This window comes from Paenibacillus sp. FSL L8-0494, from assembly GCF_038003695.1.
In the GTDB taxonomy this organism is placed as follows: Bacteria; Bacillota; Bacilli; order Paenibacillales; family Paenibacillaceae; genus Paenibacillus_AQ; species Paenibacillus_AQ odorifer.
On record NZ_JBBOPQ010000001.1, the window covers coordinates 1,596,711 to 1,616,877 of the forward strand.

The following is a 20,167-nucleotide window of genomic DNA, read 5'->3' on the forward strand; positions in this document are numbered from 1 at the left end:
GATAATGCATGCCATTCTTGCGGAAAAAGCTATAAACTTTGAACTAAGCTCAGAAGAGCCGATCGTAGTTACACAATCAGAAGAAAAGGGGATATTTAAATGAAACTGAAAAGATTCTATGGCATAACCCTCGCCACAGTATTCTCCATGAGTCTGCTGGCTGGATGTTCTGGTAATAACAACAACGAAGGTGCTGCTGCAACGACAGCTCCAGCAACGGGGAATTCTGCAAACGCTTCCGCTGAACCGAGCCAGGAGCCTGTGACTTTGAAATGGGCCTTGTGGGATTGGGAAGCTACCGCTTACTACAAGCCGCTAATCGATGCCTATAAAGCTGAGCATCCGAATGTAACGATCGAATATGTCGATCTGGGGTCGACGGACTATATGACCATGTTAAGCACACAACTGTCCGGTGGCGCAGATCTGGACGTACTTACAATTAAAGATATTCCGGGCTACTCGAACCTTGTGAAACAGAATCACCTAGAGCCGCTTAAAAGCTTTATGAGTGGCAACGCTATTGATCCTTCGGTATATGGAGGTACTGTAGAACAAATCGAAGTGAACGATGAGGTGTATGCGCTTCCTTTCCGCAGCGATTTCTGGATTCTCTACTACAATAAAGATTTGTTCGACAAAGCAGGCGTGGAATATCCAAGCAATGATATGACATTCGAGCAATATGATGAGTTGGCCAGAAAAATGACTTCTGGCAGCGGTTCTGAAAAAGTGTACGGAGCTCACTACCATACTTGGCGTAGTGCGGTTCAACTGTTCGGTATTCTGGACGGCAAGAACACTGTTGTTGACGGAAACTACGATTTCTTGAAGCCAACCTATGAGCGGATCCTGAAAGAACAGGAAGACGGCATCGTAATGGATTACGCCACACTGAAGACTTCAAGCACGCACTATTCTGGCGTATTCTACAATAATTCCGTTGCTACTATGAACATGGGCAGCTGGTTTATCGCTACACAGATTGAGAAAGTGAAGAGCGGCGAGTCCCAATCGGCTAACTGGGGCATTGCGAAATACCCTCATCCGGATGGTGTGGAAGCCGGTACAACCCTGGGTACAATTACTTCTCTGGCTGTAAATCAGAAATCCAAACATAAAGAAGCAGCACTTGATTTCATGAAATTCGTGACTGGTGAAGAAGGCGCTAAAGTTATTGCTTCCACCGGAACCATTCCAGCGATTAAGAATGATGAAGTTATCAATTCCATTACTTCCATCGAGGGCTTCCCTGCGGATGAGAACAGCAAAGCGGCACTGACTACTGTTAAGACTTATCTGGAAATGCCTATGCATGAAAAGAGCGCGGACATCGAAGTTATTTTGAATGAAGCGCATGACAATATTATGACTAAAAATGCTTCGATTGACGAAGGTTTGGATGATATGAATGCTCGCGTACAGCAGCTCTTGAATAATTAACCTTAAGAGAGCCGGTTCTAAGGGCGGGTGAAAGCCCGCCTTTTATATTAAAGCGTATAGATTTGTGGGGAAGTTTTAGAAGGTTTGGAGGAGAAAGAATGCAGAACGAAACCATATTGGGTACAAAAAAGATCCCTAAACGTCATTTGTCAAAAGGTGTCCGGGAAAACCTGGTAGCTTACAGCTTCATTGCGCCGAACTTTATCGGATTTGCCCTGTTTACACTGGTACCTATGTTCTTTGCCTTTATCCTTGCTTTTGTGAAATGGGACGGGGCCAATCCAATGAAGTTTATCGGGCTGGACAATTTCACCCGGTTGATCAGAGATACAACATTTCACAAAGCATTATGGAATACCATTGTTTACACTATTGGCGTAGTACCGTTTACCATGATTGTCGCGCTGGCGCTGGCGATCCTGCTTAATCAGAAGATAATGGCCCGCAATTTCATGAGAACCGTATTCTTTTTCCCTTATGTAGCATCCCTGGTAGCCGTTGCTGCCGTATGGAACTTTATCTTCAGTCCTACGATGGGTCCGATCAACAATATCCTGCATACCCTTACCGGTATCCCGCTGGAGGATCTTCCCCGCTGGGCGGCGGATAAACACTGGGCGATGTTCACAGTAATACTGTTCACAGTGTGGAAAAACATGGGTTATTACATGGTTATTTACTTGGCAGGTCTTCAGGGCATCAACCCTGAATTGTATGAGGCTGCTGAACTTGATGGTGCGGGCGCGTGGAGAAGATTCCGCAATGTGACGGTCCCTCAACTGGCGCCTACCTCTTTCTTTGTTCTGATGATTCTAGTCATCAATTCGTTCAAAGTCTACGATATCTTTATCAACCTATTTGCCGGCGCCGATAACCAGTTGAATGATTCTACAAGGGTTATGGTGTATCAAATCTACAATACGGCGTTCCGCTCGCTTGATTACGGATATGCCAGCGCCATGGCCATTGTATTGTTTCTGCTGGTACTTGGCATCACCATCGTCCAGTTCCGCGGCGAGAAGAAATACGGACAATAGGAGGATTCAAAAGATATGGTTGGTAAAAGTAAAGGACTTAGAATCAGCCTTATGGTTCTTGTGTATATTTTGTTGTTTGCGACAGTACTGGCGATGCTGGTTCCGTATATATGGATGTTGTCTTCTTCACTCAAGATGAACAAAGATGTGTTTTCCTTCCCAATGCAGTGGATTCCACAGAATCCGCGCTGGGAGAATTTCGCGGATATCTGGACACGCATTCCGCTGGGCCGTTTTATTTACAATACGGCGAAATTATCGATTATCGTAACGATTCTACAACTACTGACTTCCAGCTTTGCTGCGTATGCGTTTTCCAAACTGCATTTCCGGGGAAAAAACATTCTATTCCTTGGATATATTGCAACAATTGCGATCCCTTGGCAGGCTTACATGGTGCCGCAATTTATCCTGATGCGTTACATGGGGCTTAACAACACGCATTTGGCAATCATACTGCTGCAGGCATTCTCGGCATTTGGAGTATTTCTGATGCGCCAGTTCTATCAAGGTGTTCCGGATGAATTATGCGAGGCTGCCCGTATTGACGGCTTGAGCGAATATGGAATTTGGGCGCGAATCATGCTGCCGTTGTCCAAGCCAGCATTGTCTACATTGACGATCTTCACCTTTGTCGCCACCTGGAATGACTTCCTGGGGCCAATGATTTATCTGACGGATACGAAACTCAAGACCATCCAAATTGGACTAAGAATGTTCATCTCGCAATATTCCGCCGAATATGGCCTGATTATGGCCGCAAGTGTGGTTTCCATTATTCCGGTTGTAATTGTTTTTCTGGCTCTGCAAAAGTACTTTGTACAAGGTGTTGCAGCATCGGGCATTAAGGGCTAGAACCGTATTTCACCTGGCAGTTGCATTTTTTATAGGCTGCCAGGTTTTTTATAAGTCAAAGGGGTCTGTATAAATCTAGTGATTATTCGTTTAACAACGAAATGAATACGCTTTCTTTTATTGATTTACAATCAAAGGAGGAGAAGAGAATGAACAGAAGGCACTTTCGTAAAAGGTTTTTCTCAATAACGATGACTACTGCGCTCGTAGTTGGGATGTTTCCGGCATTCACTCTGTCTGCAGCCTCTGCTGCTACCGTAAATTCTATCTACGCTGCCGCCCATATGGGGGCGACAACAATTGCAGATACTACTCTGCCATCCAGCATTGATATCGGAGGCCAGAGCACAGCAGTGAACTGGAATATTGGTGCAGATACCTTTGCCGTGCCATACGATGCCGTGACCGTCAGCGGTACAGCGAACGGGGGGCGGGTCGTTGCCAGTGTGGAAGTTATTCCGCCCGCAAGTAATCCGTTGGTTTACTTTGTGGATAGCGGCAGAGGGGGCGATTCCGTAGGCAACGGGCCTACTTCCTCGCCGCTGTACGAAGCGGTCCGCACGCTGAGCGGCAGCGATTTGCTCAACCAGTCCCCCGACCAGAAGTATATCAGCGGTACGGCGGACTGGGGATTTGATGATTCCGTAAACAAGGTCAAGAATTCCAAAGACGGGGGACTTACCGATCCAGCTACTGATCCGTCCCTATGGACTGTCGGACTTCGTGCCGACCCTGCCAGCAATCATATCGTGTATAAATTAAAAGCGCTTGAAGCTGGAACCTATACGCTCAGCAGCGGTTTCCATGATTGGTATGGCAGCCGCTCCCGTGTAATACGTCCTCAGATCGAGTATAAGGATGCTAGCGGGGCAACCAAGACGATCTTGTTTGACCAGTTCAACACTAATGTGACTAAGCTAATTTCAGGCGAATTCACCATTCCTGGAGACATTGACGTTAGTAGTCCAATGACGTTGACTTACGCCTATGTTGCTGACGAAAAACCTATTTTGAGCTGGTTCGCCGTTGCCAAGGGCGGAATCAAGAAACAGATCGAAGAAGCTACACAGAGCGCAGCTTCTATGGTCAAGGTTCTGCTTGACGGCAACGATATCCAAGCTGACAATGTCAACGGCCTTACGTTCAAGGGATTTGGCGTACTAAGCGCTAACAGCACCAGTGCGCTTTTGCTGGATTATAAGTCAGAGCATCCAGAGGCTTATGCAGAAATGCTTCAGATCTTATTTGGTGGAGAACATCCGCTCATGACGCATGTGAAAATCGAGATGGGCAATGACCGCAATAACTCCACCGGACCTGACCCGGCGACTATGCGTACGGCCGATGAAGAGGCAAATGTTACCCGGCATCCCGGCTTCCAGCTTGCCGCAGATGCCAAGGCAGTGAACCCTGATCTTAAGGTGAGCATCCTGAGATGGAGTGCTCCGGCCTGGGCGAATAACAACGACAAAATCTATACCTGGTACAAAAAAACCATTCTGGCCGCTTATCGTGAATACGGTTATATGGCCGATTACGTTAATCCTTATATCAACGAGCACGCTCCAGATTTGGCGTGGACCAAACAGTACGCTGAGAGAGTCAAGACTGACAGCGAAGGCTTCAACAGCACCGAAGAGCGGGAACTGTACAACCGGATCAAGTCTGTGATTTCCGATGAAGTCGGGATTGGTAGCTTCGGTGCCAGTATGGTGAGTGATCCTTCTCTGCGGGAAGCTGTACCGATTGCTGGATACCACTACAACACGGACGACGACAGCGCAGGCAATTTCAAAAAACTCGCAGAACAATATGATATTGAGGTCTGGAACAGTGAGGCGCAGTCTACCTTCAGTAATTCCTCTTTCCGTCCTAACAACAATATGAAAGATCCTACAGTGGCAGGAACCGGCATTGGTGGTGTCGGCAGTCCGCTGGAGATGAGTAACACGATTATTAAAGGATTCGTTAACTCCCGCCGGACGCACTTTATTTACCAGCCAGCCATTGGCTCCTTCTATGAAGGCGGACAATATTCCTTCAAGGAATTGGTCAGCATGCGCGATCCGTGGTCAGGCTGGATTCATTATGATGCGGGTCTTGTTACTCTGCAGCATTACAGCTGGTTTGCGAATGTAGGCTGGGAGAACGAGGATAATACTGCTGGGATCTGGCGAGCGGTTCCTCAAGCCAGCTCCACAGGTGCGACAGGCACCAATCCGGTCAGCGGCCGCAACGGTTCCCCTAGCTATATAACCCTTGCAGCACCTGATAAAAAAGATTTCTCGACGGTTATCGTGAACGACAGCGAGTATTCCAAAATCTACAAGCTGCAGACAGTCAATATGGCTTATACGGGTAATCCATCCATGGAAGTATGGGAAACCCGTGCTGCTGATGCAGGAGAAGCGTTCAACAGCAATTATATGCAGTATCTCGGTGATATCACTGCTGATGGCAGCGGGGTGTATACCGTTAAGGTTAAACCGTATTCGACCGTGACCGTGTCTACTTTGAAGAACAAGGACAAAGAAGAATATAATACACCGCTGCCTGTAGAAGGCGAGCGTACCGTACTGGATACCGATACTACAGGAGCGGGACACAGTACTGGGGACAACATTCTGTATGCTGATGATTTTGACTATTCTAAGCAAACTGTCGTGAAGATTGGTGCAGGCGGCCAATATGAGGGTACCCAGAGCTATATTGAATCCCGCGGAGGTTCCCAAAGCGTTACCCCGCGTTATACCCATGACCGCAATGGGGCATTTGAGGCCTATCTTCCGGACGGGTCTGACAATTATGTCCTGCGGCAGCAGCTGGACACGGGAACCATGGGGATTGGCGGCACATGGAACAGCGGAGATCCAGTAACGGCCATCGGCGACAACCGGTGGATGAACTACAAGGCCAGTGTTGATGTTTCGTTCGAAACAAACAATACTCAGGGCGGAGCCAATTATGCTGCGATAGGTGCCCGTTATCAGGGAGGTGGCAGTTCCCACTCCATAACCGGTACACCGTATGTGCTGAAATTCTGGTTCGACGGCGGCTGGCAGCTGCTGGTCAACAATAGCGCAGTTGCGAGCGGAAATGCCGCGAACGGTTCCGGCGGCGTGAAGATCGACGGATTCGATACCGCATATGACGCATGGCATAATATTGCCGTTCAGGTTGCGGGCGATAAAGTGACCGCCTATCTGGATGGGGTGAAGCTGGCTTCCTATACCGATCCTACTCCTGAATTGTCCGGCCGGGTAGATCTGGCCAGCGGCTACTATCACGTCCGCTTCGATAATTTGAAGGTGGAGAAGGTTGAGGGCTACACGCCGTATTATTCAGAGCTTCTAGACAATCTTGAAATGTATGACCTGGCTGCTGCTCCGAACCCTAAATTGATATATACCGGGTCGTGGAGCCATATAAACGGAGCGGGCATGTACATTTACCAGCGTTCTCTTTCTACCAGCCAGGCTGTAGACGCTGCAATGGAATACACGTTTGAAGGTACCGGACTGGATATTCTAGGAGCGAATAACGGATCGGCGAAGCTTGAGGTAACGGTGGACGGAAAAGTTATTAATCTATCGGCTGATACATTAGCTTCCAAGGAGCTGTACCAGACGTACACACTCCGCGGGCTTAAATATGGCCAGCACCATGTGCAAATAAAGGTGGTAAGCGGCACCTTGGTTGTCGATGCGGTGGCGGTTGTTTCCGGGGAAGTAACCGGTACTGTAGATACTGCTGCTCTTCAGGCGGCGGTAACAGCCGCGAAAGAAATGAACAAACAGGATGAATATTCGGACAGAGACTGGCAGCTCTTCGTAGATGCACAGAGCGCTGCACAGGAAGCGCTGGATAATCCTATTTTATACAAATTGGATCAGGAAGGAGTTACTCAGCTTGAAGCACGCCTGATCTCCGCCCAGAACCAGTTGACTACGGGAGATATACGGGAGCTTGTCGCTCCTCAGGATTTGGCTACTTATGCCGGAAAACTGCCGAATCTTCCAGACAAGGTGGAAGCCACTCGGGCAGACGGATCCAAATTGCTGGTATCAGTAAAGTGGAATGTAAATGCGGCCAGCTTCAATAATCCGTATGAACGGGTAGCTGTAACCGGCACTTATGGAAATCTGAAAACAACTTGTTATGTGGAAGTGGTGCCGGAGGGGCTCTTATACTTCCTCGATGCTGGTGTATCGGTGGACGGTATCACGCCGCCGTATACATTAATCAAGGATTTTGTAGGTGACAGCTTGCTTAATAACAAGGCGGATCAGCCTTCGACAGGCAATAGCGTATGGGGGCATACCAGTACTAAGTACCTCCTCAAGGGGCTTGGTGGCGCTGTAGTTCCTTCTGATAAAAGTCAGACAGGTGTTTATGGTTCGGATACAAAAAATAATCCACTTGTATACCTGCTCCCTTTGAACGCAGGCAAATATACGATTACGTCATTCCATCGGGACTGGTGGAACAACACCAACCGCACGATGGATATTACGCTCAGCTATATTGACGCTGAAGGGAAAGAAGTGACCAAACCGGTCCGAACCGGCCTCGTCGCAGGTCCTAATGGCGCTATGATTAACTATGACTTCACGCTTCCGTTGAGCGGTACTGTGAAATACTCAATAAACAATACGTATTCAGGCAATCAGGCTGCATTGATCAGCTATGTGGCTGTAGCTAGAGATAAAGCCAGTGTTGCTAATGAGCAGGCTGTAAATGAGGCTAAGAGTATCATAGAAGGTGCGGTATACAGCGTGCAGAAGGAAGCGGCAAACAGCGAAGAAGCTGTCCAGACTTGGCTGCTGCAGACGATACGCGCTCTGCCCGGTCTCAATGATACTGGAGTTGCGATCGGTGAGATTACCTTGTCTTCCTTCCAAGAAGCAACCGATGAGACTAACGGCAGCTTCAGCTTTACGGTATCACTGAGTAAGGGAGAGGCTACAGCGGACAGTTCAGCGAGCGGAACAATCAAGCTGCCGGAGCCGGATACTGTTCAGCCTTTGATTACTCTGTTAGGTGATGCGACAGTGAATTTGCACATCGGTTCTGAATATACAGATGCAGGAGCGACTGCTTATGATGACAAGGATGGTGATATTACAGACCGTATAACTACAACAGTTAGCAGTGAAGTATACGGCTTGACTGCTCTCGATACGGCGAAAGCTGATATTTATACCTTCCATTATAATGTCAGCGATACTGCAGGCAATGCGGCTGCGGAAGTGACAAGAAAAGTAGTCGTTGCACTTGATCCGGATGTAATGAAGCCGGTGATTACACTGCTTGGTGAACCATCCATTCAACTGGAAAATGGCGCAAGCTATACGGATGCCGGAGCCACAGCGGTAGATGACCGTGGCGGCGACATTACGGAGCACATTGTAGCAACGATTACGAAGAATGAGGAGAATGTGCTGGCACTGGACACTAAGGCGGCAGGCATCTACACCTATCATTATAATGTGAGTGATGCGGCGGGCAACGCGGCTATCGAAGTGACTAGAACCGTGACAGTGGGCGAAGCAGAGCAACCTCCGGTAGTGACACCAACACCAACACCAACACCAACACCAACACCAACACCAACACCAACACCAACGCCGGAACCGGAGCCAACAACAGCACCAACATCTCCGCCGGCGCCAACGGAAGCACCAGTGTGGACGGCAGCACCAACGCCAGCAGTCACCCCGTCCCCGGCGCCAACACCGCTGCCGCAGGCCGAAAAGGTTCTTGATCGAAAGGATTTCACGGCACCGGTTGGAGGAGTAATAACGGTTCAGCTTACTGAAGCTACAGAATCCATACTGCTTCCAGCAGGACTATCAGGAATCATCGGAGAGAACACTCTACGTCTGGCTTGGAGTAAGGTTGCTATCGATCTGACCCCAGAAGTGCTGAAGAGCATTCAAGAAAAAGCTATTGGAGGTCAAACGGAGGGGGCGCGAATTAAGCTCTCAGCAGTGAAGGTATCCAGAGATGCTGTGGAACAGTTAATCAATAATCGGGCTGCTAATGGTTCCGTACATTTATCTGCGGCAAGTGATGTGATCAACTTCAGCTTGGAGGTTGTTGCTGCAAACGGCACTGCTGTAACGGTAACTGCTTTTGATAAACCGTTGACACTTACGTTCAACGTAGATCCGGATGCCAATATAAGCTTGCTAGGCAGCTACTATATTTCTGCAAATGGTGCGCTTGATTTCATGGGCGGAACGTTGACTAATGGTAAGTGGACTGCTGAAATACGGCATTTCAGCCAGTATGCGGTCCTGGAATACGATAAGCTGTTCACGGATGTCAGCAGTGACAGTTGGGCCACTAATGTGATTAAGACCATGGCCGCGAAGCATATTATCGAAGGCATTTCCAGTACGGAATTTAATCCGCAAGGGGATGTAACTAGGGCACAATTCGCTGCTATGATTGCACGCGCGCTTGGGCTTAAGGCAGGAAGCCATGCAACATTTGGTGATGTGGATTCCAAGGCCTGGTATGCCGAAGCCGTTGCAGCTGTTAGCGGAGCTGGCATCGTGCTCGGACGAAGTGCAGATTCGTTCGCACCGGATCAGAGCATTACCCGCGAGGAAATGGCTGTGATGATCGTTCGTGCTTATGAATATTTGCAGGGAAGCGGGACCAATGAACCTGCTGTAGGATCGTTCAGTGATTATTCCCGGATTCATGACTGGGCGAAGAGCGCAGCAAATATCGCCGAACAGGCGGGACTGATCAAGGGACGCGGCAATAAGCAATTCGCGCCACAAGAGACGATGACCCGTGCCGAAGGTGCGCAAGTTATCTCCAATCTGCTGGGATATTTGTAAGTAGCATTTCAAAGAACCTGACAGGCTGCATTAAGCGGGCTGCCAGGTTCTTTATAGATTTGGAGAGGCAGGGAGTGCTTAGGAAAACAGCGGCCGGAAGTCCAACTATTCACCGCAGTTGCGAGTGCATCTTTTTTTGAAAAATCCTTGAATTTGAGTTTTATAGCTCAGCTCTTTTACCATATTTTCCAGGTGGAATGCCCGTGATGTTCTTGAAGGTACGGATGAAATTGGCATAATCGTTAAAGCCGGACAGATAGCAGGTATCGGATACGGAGTTCCCGGCGGACAAGAGCTGCTTGGATAACGCAATTTTTTTGAGCAAGACGTAACGGTAGATGGTTCCGCCTGTCTGCTGTTTGAACAGATGGCTGAGATAATATTTATCGACGTTCAGATCTCCAGCGATTTGCTCCAGTGACAGATTTAGATGCAAGTGGTTGTCGATATAGCTCATGGCTGATTGAATATGTGAGGAAATAATGCTGGGCACGGTGGATCGGGTACGGCTGTACAGCTCATTGATGAGGACGAGGATCTGAACCAGGTAGGTCAGAGCCAGAACTTCGCTACCGTACTGCTGATTCTCTAATGTCTCAATCAGGCGGGAAGCAAGGGCTGTATACTCTGCAATCAGCGGTTCATCCATTTGCGCGAGATTATGTTCTCCGGGCTGGCGGTTCTGGAAACAAGCGAGCAGATTTGTAGATGCGGTACAGAAGGGATAGACAAGTGGAGCTTTGAAATGGATTGTCAACCGTTCATAAGGCTCTGGAGATAAATTGATGATTTTATGAATCTCGTGATTGTTGAACAACAGAACATTGCCCCGCTGCAGGGGATAGCTGAACTGATCTACAAAACCGTTCACCTTGCCGCCCAAGAACAGGAAAATTTCATAGTGATCATGGATGTGAAAATCCCTGGTAGGTGAGATCGGCGAATTTCCGATACCTGCCAGAATATCTCCATCGAACGGCTCATAATACTGGGCATGCTTCATTGGAATTGCCCCTTTCAGATTGATCACAATATACGCAATAAAATATCATTATTCGCAAAGACATTGCAATAATACAACACTAAACTATAGAAGAAGATTACGCAATATAACGAGATTCAGACGGTAGGCAAGAGAAGCAGCTATAGCTGATTAGACGCAATTGAAAGGGTGGAATTGTGCATGAATGGGAAGGAACAGCGTAAATACTGGCTGGATACAATGCTGCTAATCGCGGGGCCTGTGCTGAATGCTTTGGCTGACCGGAAATTAAAGGAACAGCTGCCTACAGAGTTTCATAGGGATCGGAGCCAGTTTGCCCATTTGGAGGCTTTTGCGAGATTGGCATGCGGAATGGCCCCTTGGCTTGAACTAGAGGGACTTGAGGGTGTGGAAGAACAGCTTAGAGCGCGTTATGCCGGGTTAATGCTGGAAGCCATTGATGCTGCTGTTGATCCGAATTCATCTGACTATATGGAATTCAAGACTGAAGGCCAACCGCTGGTTGATGCGGCATTCCTGGCACATGCGCTGGTGCGTGCGCCAAAGCAGCTTGCCGGCAAGATGAGTGCGCGGGTCAAAGGGAACTTAATAACAGCGTTGAAGCAGACACGCCGGACAGCGCCAAGCGGAAGCAACTGGCTGCTGTTCAGCGCAATGGTTGAAGCCGCTTTGTATATTCTCGGCGATCCTGAATATGACCGGATGCGCGTTGGTTATGCGGTCCATATGTTTATGGATTGGTATAAGGGCGACGGGGTTTACGGGGATGGCAAGGACTTTCACTGGGATTATTACAACAGCTTTGTTATTCAGCCGATGCTGGTGGATGTGGTAGCGCTTTTTGAACAGGAGTCGGAGCAATATTCCGCATTGAAACCGCTGATTCTGGAACGGGCACAGCGATACGCTACTGTTCTCGAACGGATCATTGCACCGGATGGAACCTATCCCTTTATCGGGCGTTCGATCGTTTACCGTTTTGGGGCGTTTCAACTGCTGTCGCAGGCGGCGCTGCAGCATTTTTTGGAGGAAGCATTGCCTCCTGCACAGGTACGCTGCGCTTTGACAGCTGTGATTACGCGAATTATGGAGTATCCGGGTACGCTGGATGAGTCCGGATGGCTACGTCCGGGGGTATACGGTTATCAGCCGGAGCTTGCGGAGACCTATATCAATACAGGCAGTCTTTATTTATGCGCCTCCGTATTCCTCCCGCTGGGGCTGCTCCCTTCCGATCCTTTCTGGTCAGGGGAAGAGATGAAATGGACTTCACTAAAAATTGCAGCCGGTGAGGATGTTATGAGAGATCATGCCTTGGAATAAAAAGTATTCAGCCATATTAGTGAAGAATGAGATGCTTCGCGGATCTGACTGATCTATAAGGAGGAAAAAAGGCATGAATAAACAGATGCTTTTGGAAATAGTGCATAAAATGAAACCAGTCGATCTGAGCTTGTATTATCCAAAGGGGGATGCGGCTGCTTTTTGGAAACGGGCGTTATCATCGGGAGTACTACAGGCAGATATCAGCGAGATCCGCGCGGAGGCGGTAAGGCTGGACGGGCAGTCTATACCTGAAATGTCGTATACGTTATTTTCCATTTATTCGCGTACGGGTTCGAGGCTGGAATATGAACGGGTCTATTTTGAACGGAGAAGAAGGCTGAATACTTATGTATTTCTGGCTTTGCTGGAGCCGGATCATCCGGAAGTACTGGAGAAGCTGGAGGACATCCTCTGGGCTATATGCGATGAGTACACCTGGTGTCTTCCGGCCCACCTCCCAGCGGATCATAATGCAGCTGATATCAACCGGTATATTGATCTGTTTTCTTCCGAGACCGGATTTACTTTAAGTGAAGTTTTACTTTTGCTCGGGGAACGACTTTCGCAGCTTCTGAGATCCCGAATCCACCATGAAGTAGAGCGGAGACTGTTTCGTCCATTTCTTGTAAATGGTCCTTATGATTGGGAGACAGCGCGGCATAATTGGGCAGCGGTCTGTGCGGGATCAATCGGGGCTGCTGCCTTGCTGTCTGTGGAGGACCCGGCCATGCTTGCGGATATTCTGCTGAGGACAGAGCGCGCCATGTTGTATTACCTGGAAGGGTTCGGTGAGGATGGTGCCTGTCTGGAAGGCCTTGGGTACTGGAATTATGGGTTTGGTTATTTCACTTATTATAGCGATCTGCTCTGTTCCAGAAGCGCAGGCAGACTGGACTGGTTCAAGCAAGAGAAGGTAGCGCAAATCGCGCGCTTCCAACAAAAATGTTTCATTGACGGAAGTCATGTAGCCAATTTCTCTGATTCAGTGCCTCAGGTGCTAGTACATATGGGATTGTCCCATTATCTGGCGGAAGTCTGTACGGATGTCGAACGCCCCCCATCCGCTTTGCGTGCTCCTTACACAGAAGATCATTGCAGCCGCTTTGCACCGGCTTTCCGCAATCTGATCTGGACCAGGGCTGGCAAGGAGGACGAAGCTTGGCGAGCCGCCAGCTATTTTCTCCCTGATGCCGCTTGGCTTGTCTCGCGTCATGTGTCGGAGGCGGGTTCATTCGGATTCGCAGCCAAGGGCGGGCACAATGCTGAACCGCATAACCATAATGATCTGGGACATTTCATTCTGAGCGGCCGGGGAGAAATCTATGCATCCGATCTTGGGAGCGGAGAGTATACTGCTGATTATTTTGGGGCTGGCCGTTACCAGTATGACTGCAATGGATCGCAGGGTCATTCGCTGCCGATCATTGATGACCAGTATCAGCTGGCCGGTCGGGAGTTCAGCTCCACAGTGCTGCATGCATCGGCGGCGGAGGAGAGTGATGAGCTGACACTGGATCTGACACAGGCTTATCAGGTAACAGGACTACAGTCCTTAATCCGTTCGTTCGTCTGGCATAAAGAGGAACGTCCTCGGCTGGAGCTGACAGATACTTACCGGTATGCGGGAATTCCGGCGAGCTGGACGGAGCGGTTTGTCACCTGGCGTGAGCCTAAGCTCCTTCATCCGGGTACCTTGCTGCTGCCGGGGACTACGGCTCGCGGCGTTGAAGTGACATACGATTCGCTGAAAGTTGAGCCGGAGATTACTGTGCATGTGTACCGGGATCATTTTGGCATGGAGAAGCTCTGGTATAGTCTGGACTTCCATGTGCTTCAGCTTGGCGCGGAGGGCAAACTGCTATTCACTTTTCAATTTCTATAAAAGATGGGCATGAGCTTATAAAAAGTCCTCTATCAGAGGGTAGAGGCTAATTCGAATAAAGGCGGGATTTAGATGAGTAGATTAGTAGAGCAAGCTTGGGTAGACGAGGCTTGGGGCAAAGCCTTGGAGAAGACTAGAACGAACAGCCGGAGAATCGGTGCAGAATTCCCCCATGCCAGTCAAGGCGGTAAATACGTGCTTGAAGCACCAAACTGGTGGACGGCCGGCTTTTGGCCGGGAATGCTCTGGCAGCTCTATGCTGAGAGTGGTGATGAGGATTTGAAAGCGGTTGCTGAGCGGTGTGAGGAACGGCTTGACGAGGTGCTGGATGGTTATGTGAAGCTGGACCATGACCTAGGCTTTATGTGGCTGTTGACCAGTGTTGCGAACTACAAGCTCACGGGCAGAGAGGCATCACGAGTCCGGGCGTTGAAGGCAGCTAACTATCTGGCGGCCCGCTTCAATCTGAAAGGAAGCTACATCCGGGCCTGGAATCCATGGAGTGAAGGCGAGGATAACAGTGGGGTAGCCATTATCGATTGCTGCATGAATACCAGCCTGCTTTTTTGGGCCTCCGAAGTAACAGGGGATCCACGTTATCGACATATCGCTGAGGCGCATATGGATACGGTGCTGGAGCACTTCATCCGGCCGGATGGTTCGGTTTATCACATCGTCAACTTCAACCCGGAATCGGGCGAAGTGGTTGAGAAGCTTGGCGGGCAAGGTTATGCGCCTGAGTCGGCTTGGTCGCGCGGGGCGGCCTGGGCACTCTACGGACTGTCATTGGCCTATCATCATACGGGCAAGCAGAGTTATCTCAATACAGCCAAGCAGGTTGCGCATTTTTTCTTGACCCGTCTGCCCGAAGATCATGTTCCACATTGGGATTTTCGTGCTCCCGGTGAAGTTGGGGAGATTCGGGATAGCTCTGCTGGTGCCTGTGCAGCGAGTGGCTTGCTGTTGTTAGCTAGCCAAGTAGATGACTCGGAGGCGCATGTATATCAGAACGGGGCTATAAGAATTACAGAATCCCTTTATAGGAATTATGGAACTTGGGACAATGCAGAAGAAGAAGGATTGCTGCTTCATGGTACGAGTAACTATCCTGAGAATCGGAATATAGATGTTCCGCTTATCTATGGTGATTTCTTCTATGTCGAAGCGCTAGCCCGGCTAAAAGAAGCCGGACCGTTCTACTGGGAATAGGGGGCACATAATGCAGACTGAGAAGACATTTACGACTATTGCTAAAAATCCGCTAAAGACCCGGGAGGATCTGATCTCTGCTCTTGAACAGCTTACAGATCCGCTTCGGCCGCTCTACAGCAGAGGCGGTGCACGGCTGGCAATCGGCGGAACAGGAGCGAGCTATCCGGCTGCAACTGCAGAAATGGAAGGTTTCTCCCGGGTATTGTGGGGCTTAGTGCCCCTGCTCATGGGAGGCGGTGAAAGCGGGCTTTGGGATACTGTGCTGGATGGCATACGCCACGGCACGGATCCTGCCCATGAAGAATACTGGGGTGTAGTTCAAGATTATGACCAGCGTCTGGTAGAGATGGCGGTCTTCGGTTTCGCCTTAGCCGCCATTCCTGAACAGATCTGGTCACCACTTACCCAGAAGGAACAGGAGCAATTGTACAGTTGGCTGAATCAGATTAATTCCCATCCTTGCTATGACTGCAACTGGCTGTTCTTCAACGTGCTGGTTAATGTCGGATTCCGCAGAGTCGGCTGTCCCTACGACGCGGAGCAGCTGGAGAACAATCTGAAGCGAATGGATGATTTTTATCTGGGTGATGGCTGGTACAGTGATGGAATTAACGGGCATAGCGATTATTATGTTCCTTTTGCCATCCATTACTATGCGCTACTGTACGCGAAGCTGATGGAACAGGAGGACCCGGAACGTTCACAGGTGTTCAAAGAACGGGCCCGGCTTTTTGCCACCGAATTCTTGGGCTGGTTCGCTCCGGACGGATCTGCCCTTCCTTATGGAAGGAGCTTAAGCTACCGTTTTGCCCAGTCTGCTTTCTGGGGTGCCCTCGTCTATGCAGGCGTTGAAGTATTCCCTGTAGGTGTGGTCAAAGGATTAGTACTGCGCAATTTGCGCTGGTGGTTCAGCCAGCCGATCTTTGATGCCGGAGGCGTTCTGACGATTGGTTATACCTACCCCAACTTGGTCATGGCGGAGAATTATAATGCTCCCGGTTCCCCCTATTGGGCGTTAAAGACATTCCTGCCATTGGCTCTCAGCGCGGAGCATCCATTCTGGAAGGAAGAAGAACTGCCGCTGCCGGATATTCCTGCAGTTATAGTCCAGAAGCCTGCGCATCTTGTCATTGTCCGCGAACCTGCTTCCGGCCATGTGGCTGCCTTCAACAGCGGTCATCTATATACGAATGAACATACCCACACGTCTGCCAAGTATGAGAAATTTGTATACTCAACAGGCTTCGGATTCAGTGTGCCCCGCTCCGAATGGGGATTGTCTCAAGGGGCATTTGATTCCATGCTCGCTCTGAGTGAGAGCGGGGACAACTTGTATCGGGTCAGACGGCGGAATATGGAGACAACAATTGTGGACAATGTGCTGCACTCCGTCTGGAAGCCATGGACTAATGTGGAGGTTCGGACCTGGATCGTTGCTGGGCTGCCCTGGCATATTCGGATACACCGGATCGAGACCGGACGACCGTTGGACGCCGCAGAGGGCGGCTTCGCGCTTGGTCAGGAAGCGGGGGTGGAACAGCAGATCGGCCTTACAACCGCCGCAGTATCTACAGCATGGGGAACAAGCGGAGTCAAGGGTTTGATCGGCTATGAAAAGGCGGAGCTAATTTGGCCTAATGCCAACACAAACCTGCTTCATCCCCGGACTGTTTTGCCTACACTGACGACTTTCCTTGAACCTGGAATCCACTGGCTGGCTTCGGCTGTATACGGTGATCGGTCCGGAGATTCTTGCGGCGGTATTATAGAACAATCACCTGAGTCTATTTTGAAGGTTACTTTTGATAAGGACATCATAAAGGTTTTTACGTCTAGTGAAGCGGAAGTTATTATCAAAAGAGAGTGAGAATTACCGCTAACAACATCGTGTTAAAAGACAAGTGAATGAGTAGAGTATGACTGATTTCTCGTATAAAAAATAAATTTCTGTGGTTGTACAATTTCCCCCGTACAGGCACTTCTAGGCGCACGCCCACATACAATAAGGATGACCATGAACCCGTAAGGCAAACAGATCGGTTTCATTGTACAAGTGCGGGAGGTGTCGCCAAGTTGCCTGGATTCTTAAGCACGATTGCGTTGCTGATCAAAGAACTGACGCTGCTGGTATCATACGTAAGGAATAATGCATTTCCACAACCGCTCTCGGAGCAGGAGGAAAGCCGATACTTAGGGATGATGGCTGAGGGAGATGCCAAGGCCCGCAATTTGTTGATTGAGCATAATTTGCGGCTCGTTGCCCATATAGTGAAGAAATTCGATAACACTGGGGAGGACATGGAGGATCTGATCTCCATCGGCACCATCGGCCTGATTAAAGCCATCGAGAGCTATCGCCCGAACAAAGGGACGAAACTGGCTACATTTGCGGCTCGTTGTATTGAAAATGAAATCCTAATGCACCTTAGATCCTTGAAGAAAACGCGTAAAGACGTATCCCTGCATGATCCAATTGGGACGGACAAAGAAGGTAATGAAATTACACTTATCGATATCCTTGGCTCCGAAGCTGATGATGTCATTAAAGAAGTAGATCTGAAGATCGAAAAGAGTAAGATTTATCGTAATCTTGATATACTGGATGACCGGGAAAAAGAAGTTGTCGTGGGGCGGTTTGGATTGGATACAGGTGGAGAAGAGCGGACCCAGCGGGAAATTGCCAAGGAACTGGGGATCTCGCGGAGTTATGTGTCGAGGATTGAGAAAAGGGCGCTCATGAAGTTGTATCATGAGTTTTATAAGGCGAAGCGGTGAGACTTATACGATAATTTGGATAATAAGTTGAGATTTATAATAGAGTATTTTAAAAGCAACTTGCCAACAGGGAAGTTGCTTTTTTGTTAAGTCAAGTAGGTGGCACTAGATGAAAAAAAAGATTCTGAAAAATAACTTCTTAGTTGCTAAGGGGTGTTATTGTGACATATAAAGAAATATATGATCTCCATATTCATTTGTTGCTGACGGACTTCGTGCGATAAAGAGCAAAGGTAGCACGCATACGCAAGTAAACTATGATTTTAATGGACAGGTTATTACGGAAGAAAAGTTAAATGGGAATAATATCGTGCAGAAATCCACGTATGTCCGAGGCGACCGAGTATTGGTGAAGAAAGACAAGACGGCTAGTAAAGACTACTATTATCTGTACAACGGTCACGGCGATGTAGTACAGATGGTAGATACGAGTGGTGCTGTAGTGAATAGCTACGCTTACGATGTGTGGGGCAACATTACCAGCCAAAAAGAAGAAATACCAAACCCATTCAAGTATACAGGTGAAGTATACGATGAAGAGACAGGTCTTTACTATCTGCGTGCACGATATTATGATCCGAGTATGGGGCGGTTTTTAAATGAGGATACGTATGAGGGGCAGATTGATAATCCGCTGAGTCAGAATCTGTATACGTATGTAGAGAATAATCCTTTGATTTATTCTGACCCTAGTGGTCACCAGTTGTTACCTACTGGAACAGGCTATAGTAACAAGAAAATGCTTCAGCATTGTATGAATGTTGGGGCCAGCACATGTTGGAACGAATTTAGGGCCGGAACAATTGAAGCATCAATGGCTATTGCAGACTTTATGTATATTGATGATATTAACACGGTATTAAATCCAGATGCTTCTGGATTTGATAAAGGTCTTGCTTTATTAGGTTTTATACCAGCTACGAAAATAGTCAAAAGTGGCAAGCTAATTGTTAAACTAGTAAGCAAGGAAGGTAGAAATATCGAGAGGGTATTTAAAATACCTCAAATAGTGAATTTCATCGGCGATGGTGTAAAACATGTTTCACAAAGACATATCGGGAATGTAATAGGGTGGGAACACAAAAGTAAATGGATTGTTACTGGTGGGGAGTGGAGAACTTATACCAGAAGTACCGTTAGAGAAGCAGACAGGGTTTCGTTAGATGGTGATAGGTTTATATACGAGAAAGAATTTAAAAAAGCTATTGGTGTTGATGTGGATGGAAATAACTTGTATAAAGTACGAGTAGTTCTTGAGCAAGATGGTAGTTTAATAACATCATTTCCACAACTTGATTGGAAAAAATAATTATAAATTGGAGGTAATATGGGATTAGATATAATGATTTACAACAGTGAAGATATTAAAGTAGGAATGTATGAAATATCCCCTAATCTACACGATGCTATTTTTGTTAACACGAATAACTGGGGGAGTTATTTGTACCTAAGAAAGATTAAGGATTATTACAAGGCTGATGTGGAGTTCCAAAAAGATGATTTGGCGAAGTTTATCATTGACCTAAAGCAAATGACGATGTTTATCTCACCAACTAATCGTCCTGCACTGGAAAGTTTAATTGGTCTTTTAAGTGAAAAAAAAGTATCTAAAATTCACATTGCTGGGGATTGAAACAATCTAAAACTATTTATGTGCTTAGTGGAACATTCAATAGAATGGTTTTTCTGCCCTACAAATGATGAAATATTATTTAATTATAAAACCTTGATTGGCTTCGTTTCTTTCAAGGTTTCTTTTTTTGGGCTACCCATTACCGAA

General features: G+C 48.1%; 12 protein-coding genes. 11 read left to right on the forward strand and 1 reads right to left on the reverse strand.

The window, feature by feature from the left end:
- Positions 1 to 99 precede the first annotated feature (99 nt).
- The 4 genes from NYE35_RS07155 (at position 100) to NYE35_RS07170 (ending at position 10,189) form a co-directional block, all read left to right on the forward strand.
- Positions 100 to 1,443 (forward strand): ABC transporter substrate-binding protein, encoded by a 1,344-nt coding sequence (locus tag NYE35_RS07155; RefSeq protein ID WP_038569278.1) that lies wholly within the window; start codon positions 100 to 102, stop codon positions 1,441 to 1,443.
- Between the two features lie 98 nt (positions 1,444 to 1,541).
- The gene (locus NYE35_RS07160) at positions 1,542 to 2,480 is read left to right on the forward strand and encodes a carbohydrate ABC transporter permease (protein WP_036675858.1); all 939 of its coding nucleotides are present in this window, start codon (positions 1,542 to 1,544) and stop codon (positions 2,478 to 2,480) included.
- 15 nt (positions 2,481 to 2,495) lie between these two features.
- Entirely contained in the window at positions 2,496 to 3,335 is an 840-nt protein-coding gene (locus NYE35_RS07165) for a carbohydrate ABC transporter permease (RefSeq protein WP_080742424.1), read from the forward strand.
- 149 nt (positions 3,336 to 3,484) lie between these two features.
- On the forward strand, positions 3,485 to 10,189 hold the full coding sequence (locus NYE35_RS07170) for an S-layer homology domain-containing protein (RefSeq protein WP_341120511.1): 6,705 nt from the start codon (positions 3,485 to 3,487) through the stop codon (positions 10,187 to 10,189).
- A 160-nt stretch (positions 10,190 to 10,349) separates the two neighbouring features.
- On the opposite strand, the gene NYE35_RS07175 is transcribed toward NYE35_RS07170, so the two are convergent.
- The gene (locus NYE35_RS07175) at positions 10,350 to 11,192 is read right to left on the reverse strand and encodes a helix-turn-helix domain-containing protein (RefSeq protein ID WP_076136299.1); all 843 of its coding nucleotides are present in this window, start codon (positions 11,190 to 11,192) and stop codon (positions 10,350 to 10,352) included.
- Between the two features lie 180 nt (positions 11,193 to 11,372).
- On the opposite strand from NYE35_RS07175, the gene NYE35_RS07180 reads away from it, so the two are divergent.
- The 7 genes from NYE35_RS07180 to NYE35_RS07210 all read left to right on the forward strand — a co-directional run bounded on the left by NYE35_RS07180 (position 11,373) and on the right by NYE35_RS07210 (position 20,020).
- On the forward strand, positions 11,373 to 12,515 hold the full coding sequence (locus NYE35_RS07180; protein ID WP_341120515.1) for a DUF2264 domain-containing protein: 1,143 nt from the start codon (positions 11,373 to 11,375) through the stop codon (positions 12,513 to 12,515).
- 73 nt (positions 12,516 to 12,588) lie between these two features.
- Complete coding sequence (locus NYE35_RS07185; protein WP_341120517.1) at positions 12,589 to 14,400, forward strand: heparinase II/III family protein; 1,812 nt, start codon at positions 12,589 to 12,591, stop codon at positions 14,398 to 14,400.
- Between the two features lie 72 nt (positions 14,401 to 14,472).
- Complete coding sequence (locus tag NYE35_RS07190) at positions 14,473 to 15,609, forward strand: glycoside hydrolase family 88 protein (RefSeq protein WP_076273971.1); 1,137 nt, start codon at positions 14,473 to 14,475, stop codon at positions 15,607 to 15,609.
- Between the two features lie 10 nt (positions 15,610 to 15,619).
- Positions 15,620 to 17,479 carry a DUF2264 domain-containing protein gene (locus NYE35_RS07195; RefSeq protein ID WP_038569286.1) on the forward strand — a complete coding sequence of 620 codons (1,860 nt, stop codon included), beginning with the start codon at positions 15,620 to 15,622 and terminating at the stop codon, positions 17,477 to 17,479.
- A 206-nt stretch (positions 17,480 to 17,685) separates the two neighbouring features.
- The gene (sigK, locus tag NYE35_RS07200) at positions 17,686 to 18,387 is read left to right on the forward strand and encodes an RNA polymerase sporulation sigma factor SigK (protein WP_036675850.1); all 702 of its coding nucleotides are present in this window, start codon (positions 17,686 to 17,688) and stop codon (positions 18,385 to 18,387) included.
- 349 nt (positions 18,388 to 18,736) lie between these two features.
- A complete protein-coding gene (locus NYE35_RS07205) occupies positions 18,737 to 19,696 on the forward strand; it encodes an RHS repeat-associated core domain-containing protein (RefSeq protein WP_341120519.1) in 960 nt (319 codons plus the stop codon).
- Between the two features lie 18 nt (positions 19,697 to 19,714).
- Positions 19,715 to 20,020, forward strand: a complete 306-nt coding sequence (locus NYE35_RS07210; RefSeq protein WP_341120521.1) for a hypothetical protein — start codon at positions 19,715 to 19,717, stop codon at positions 20,018 to 20,020.
- The last annotated feature ends 147 nt before the right edge of the window (positions 20,021 to 20,167 follow it).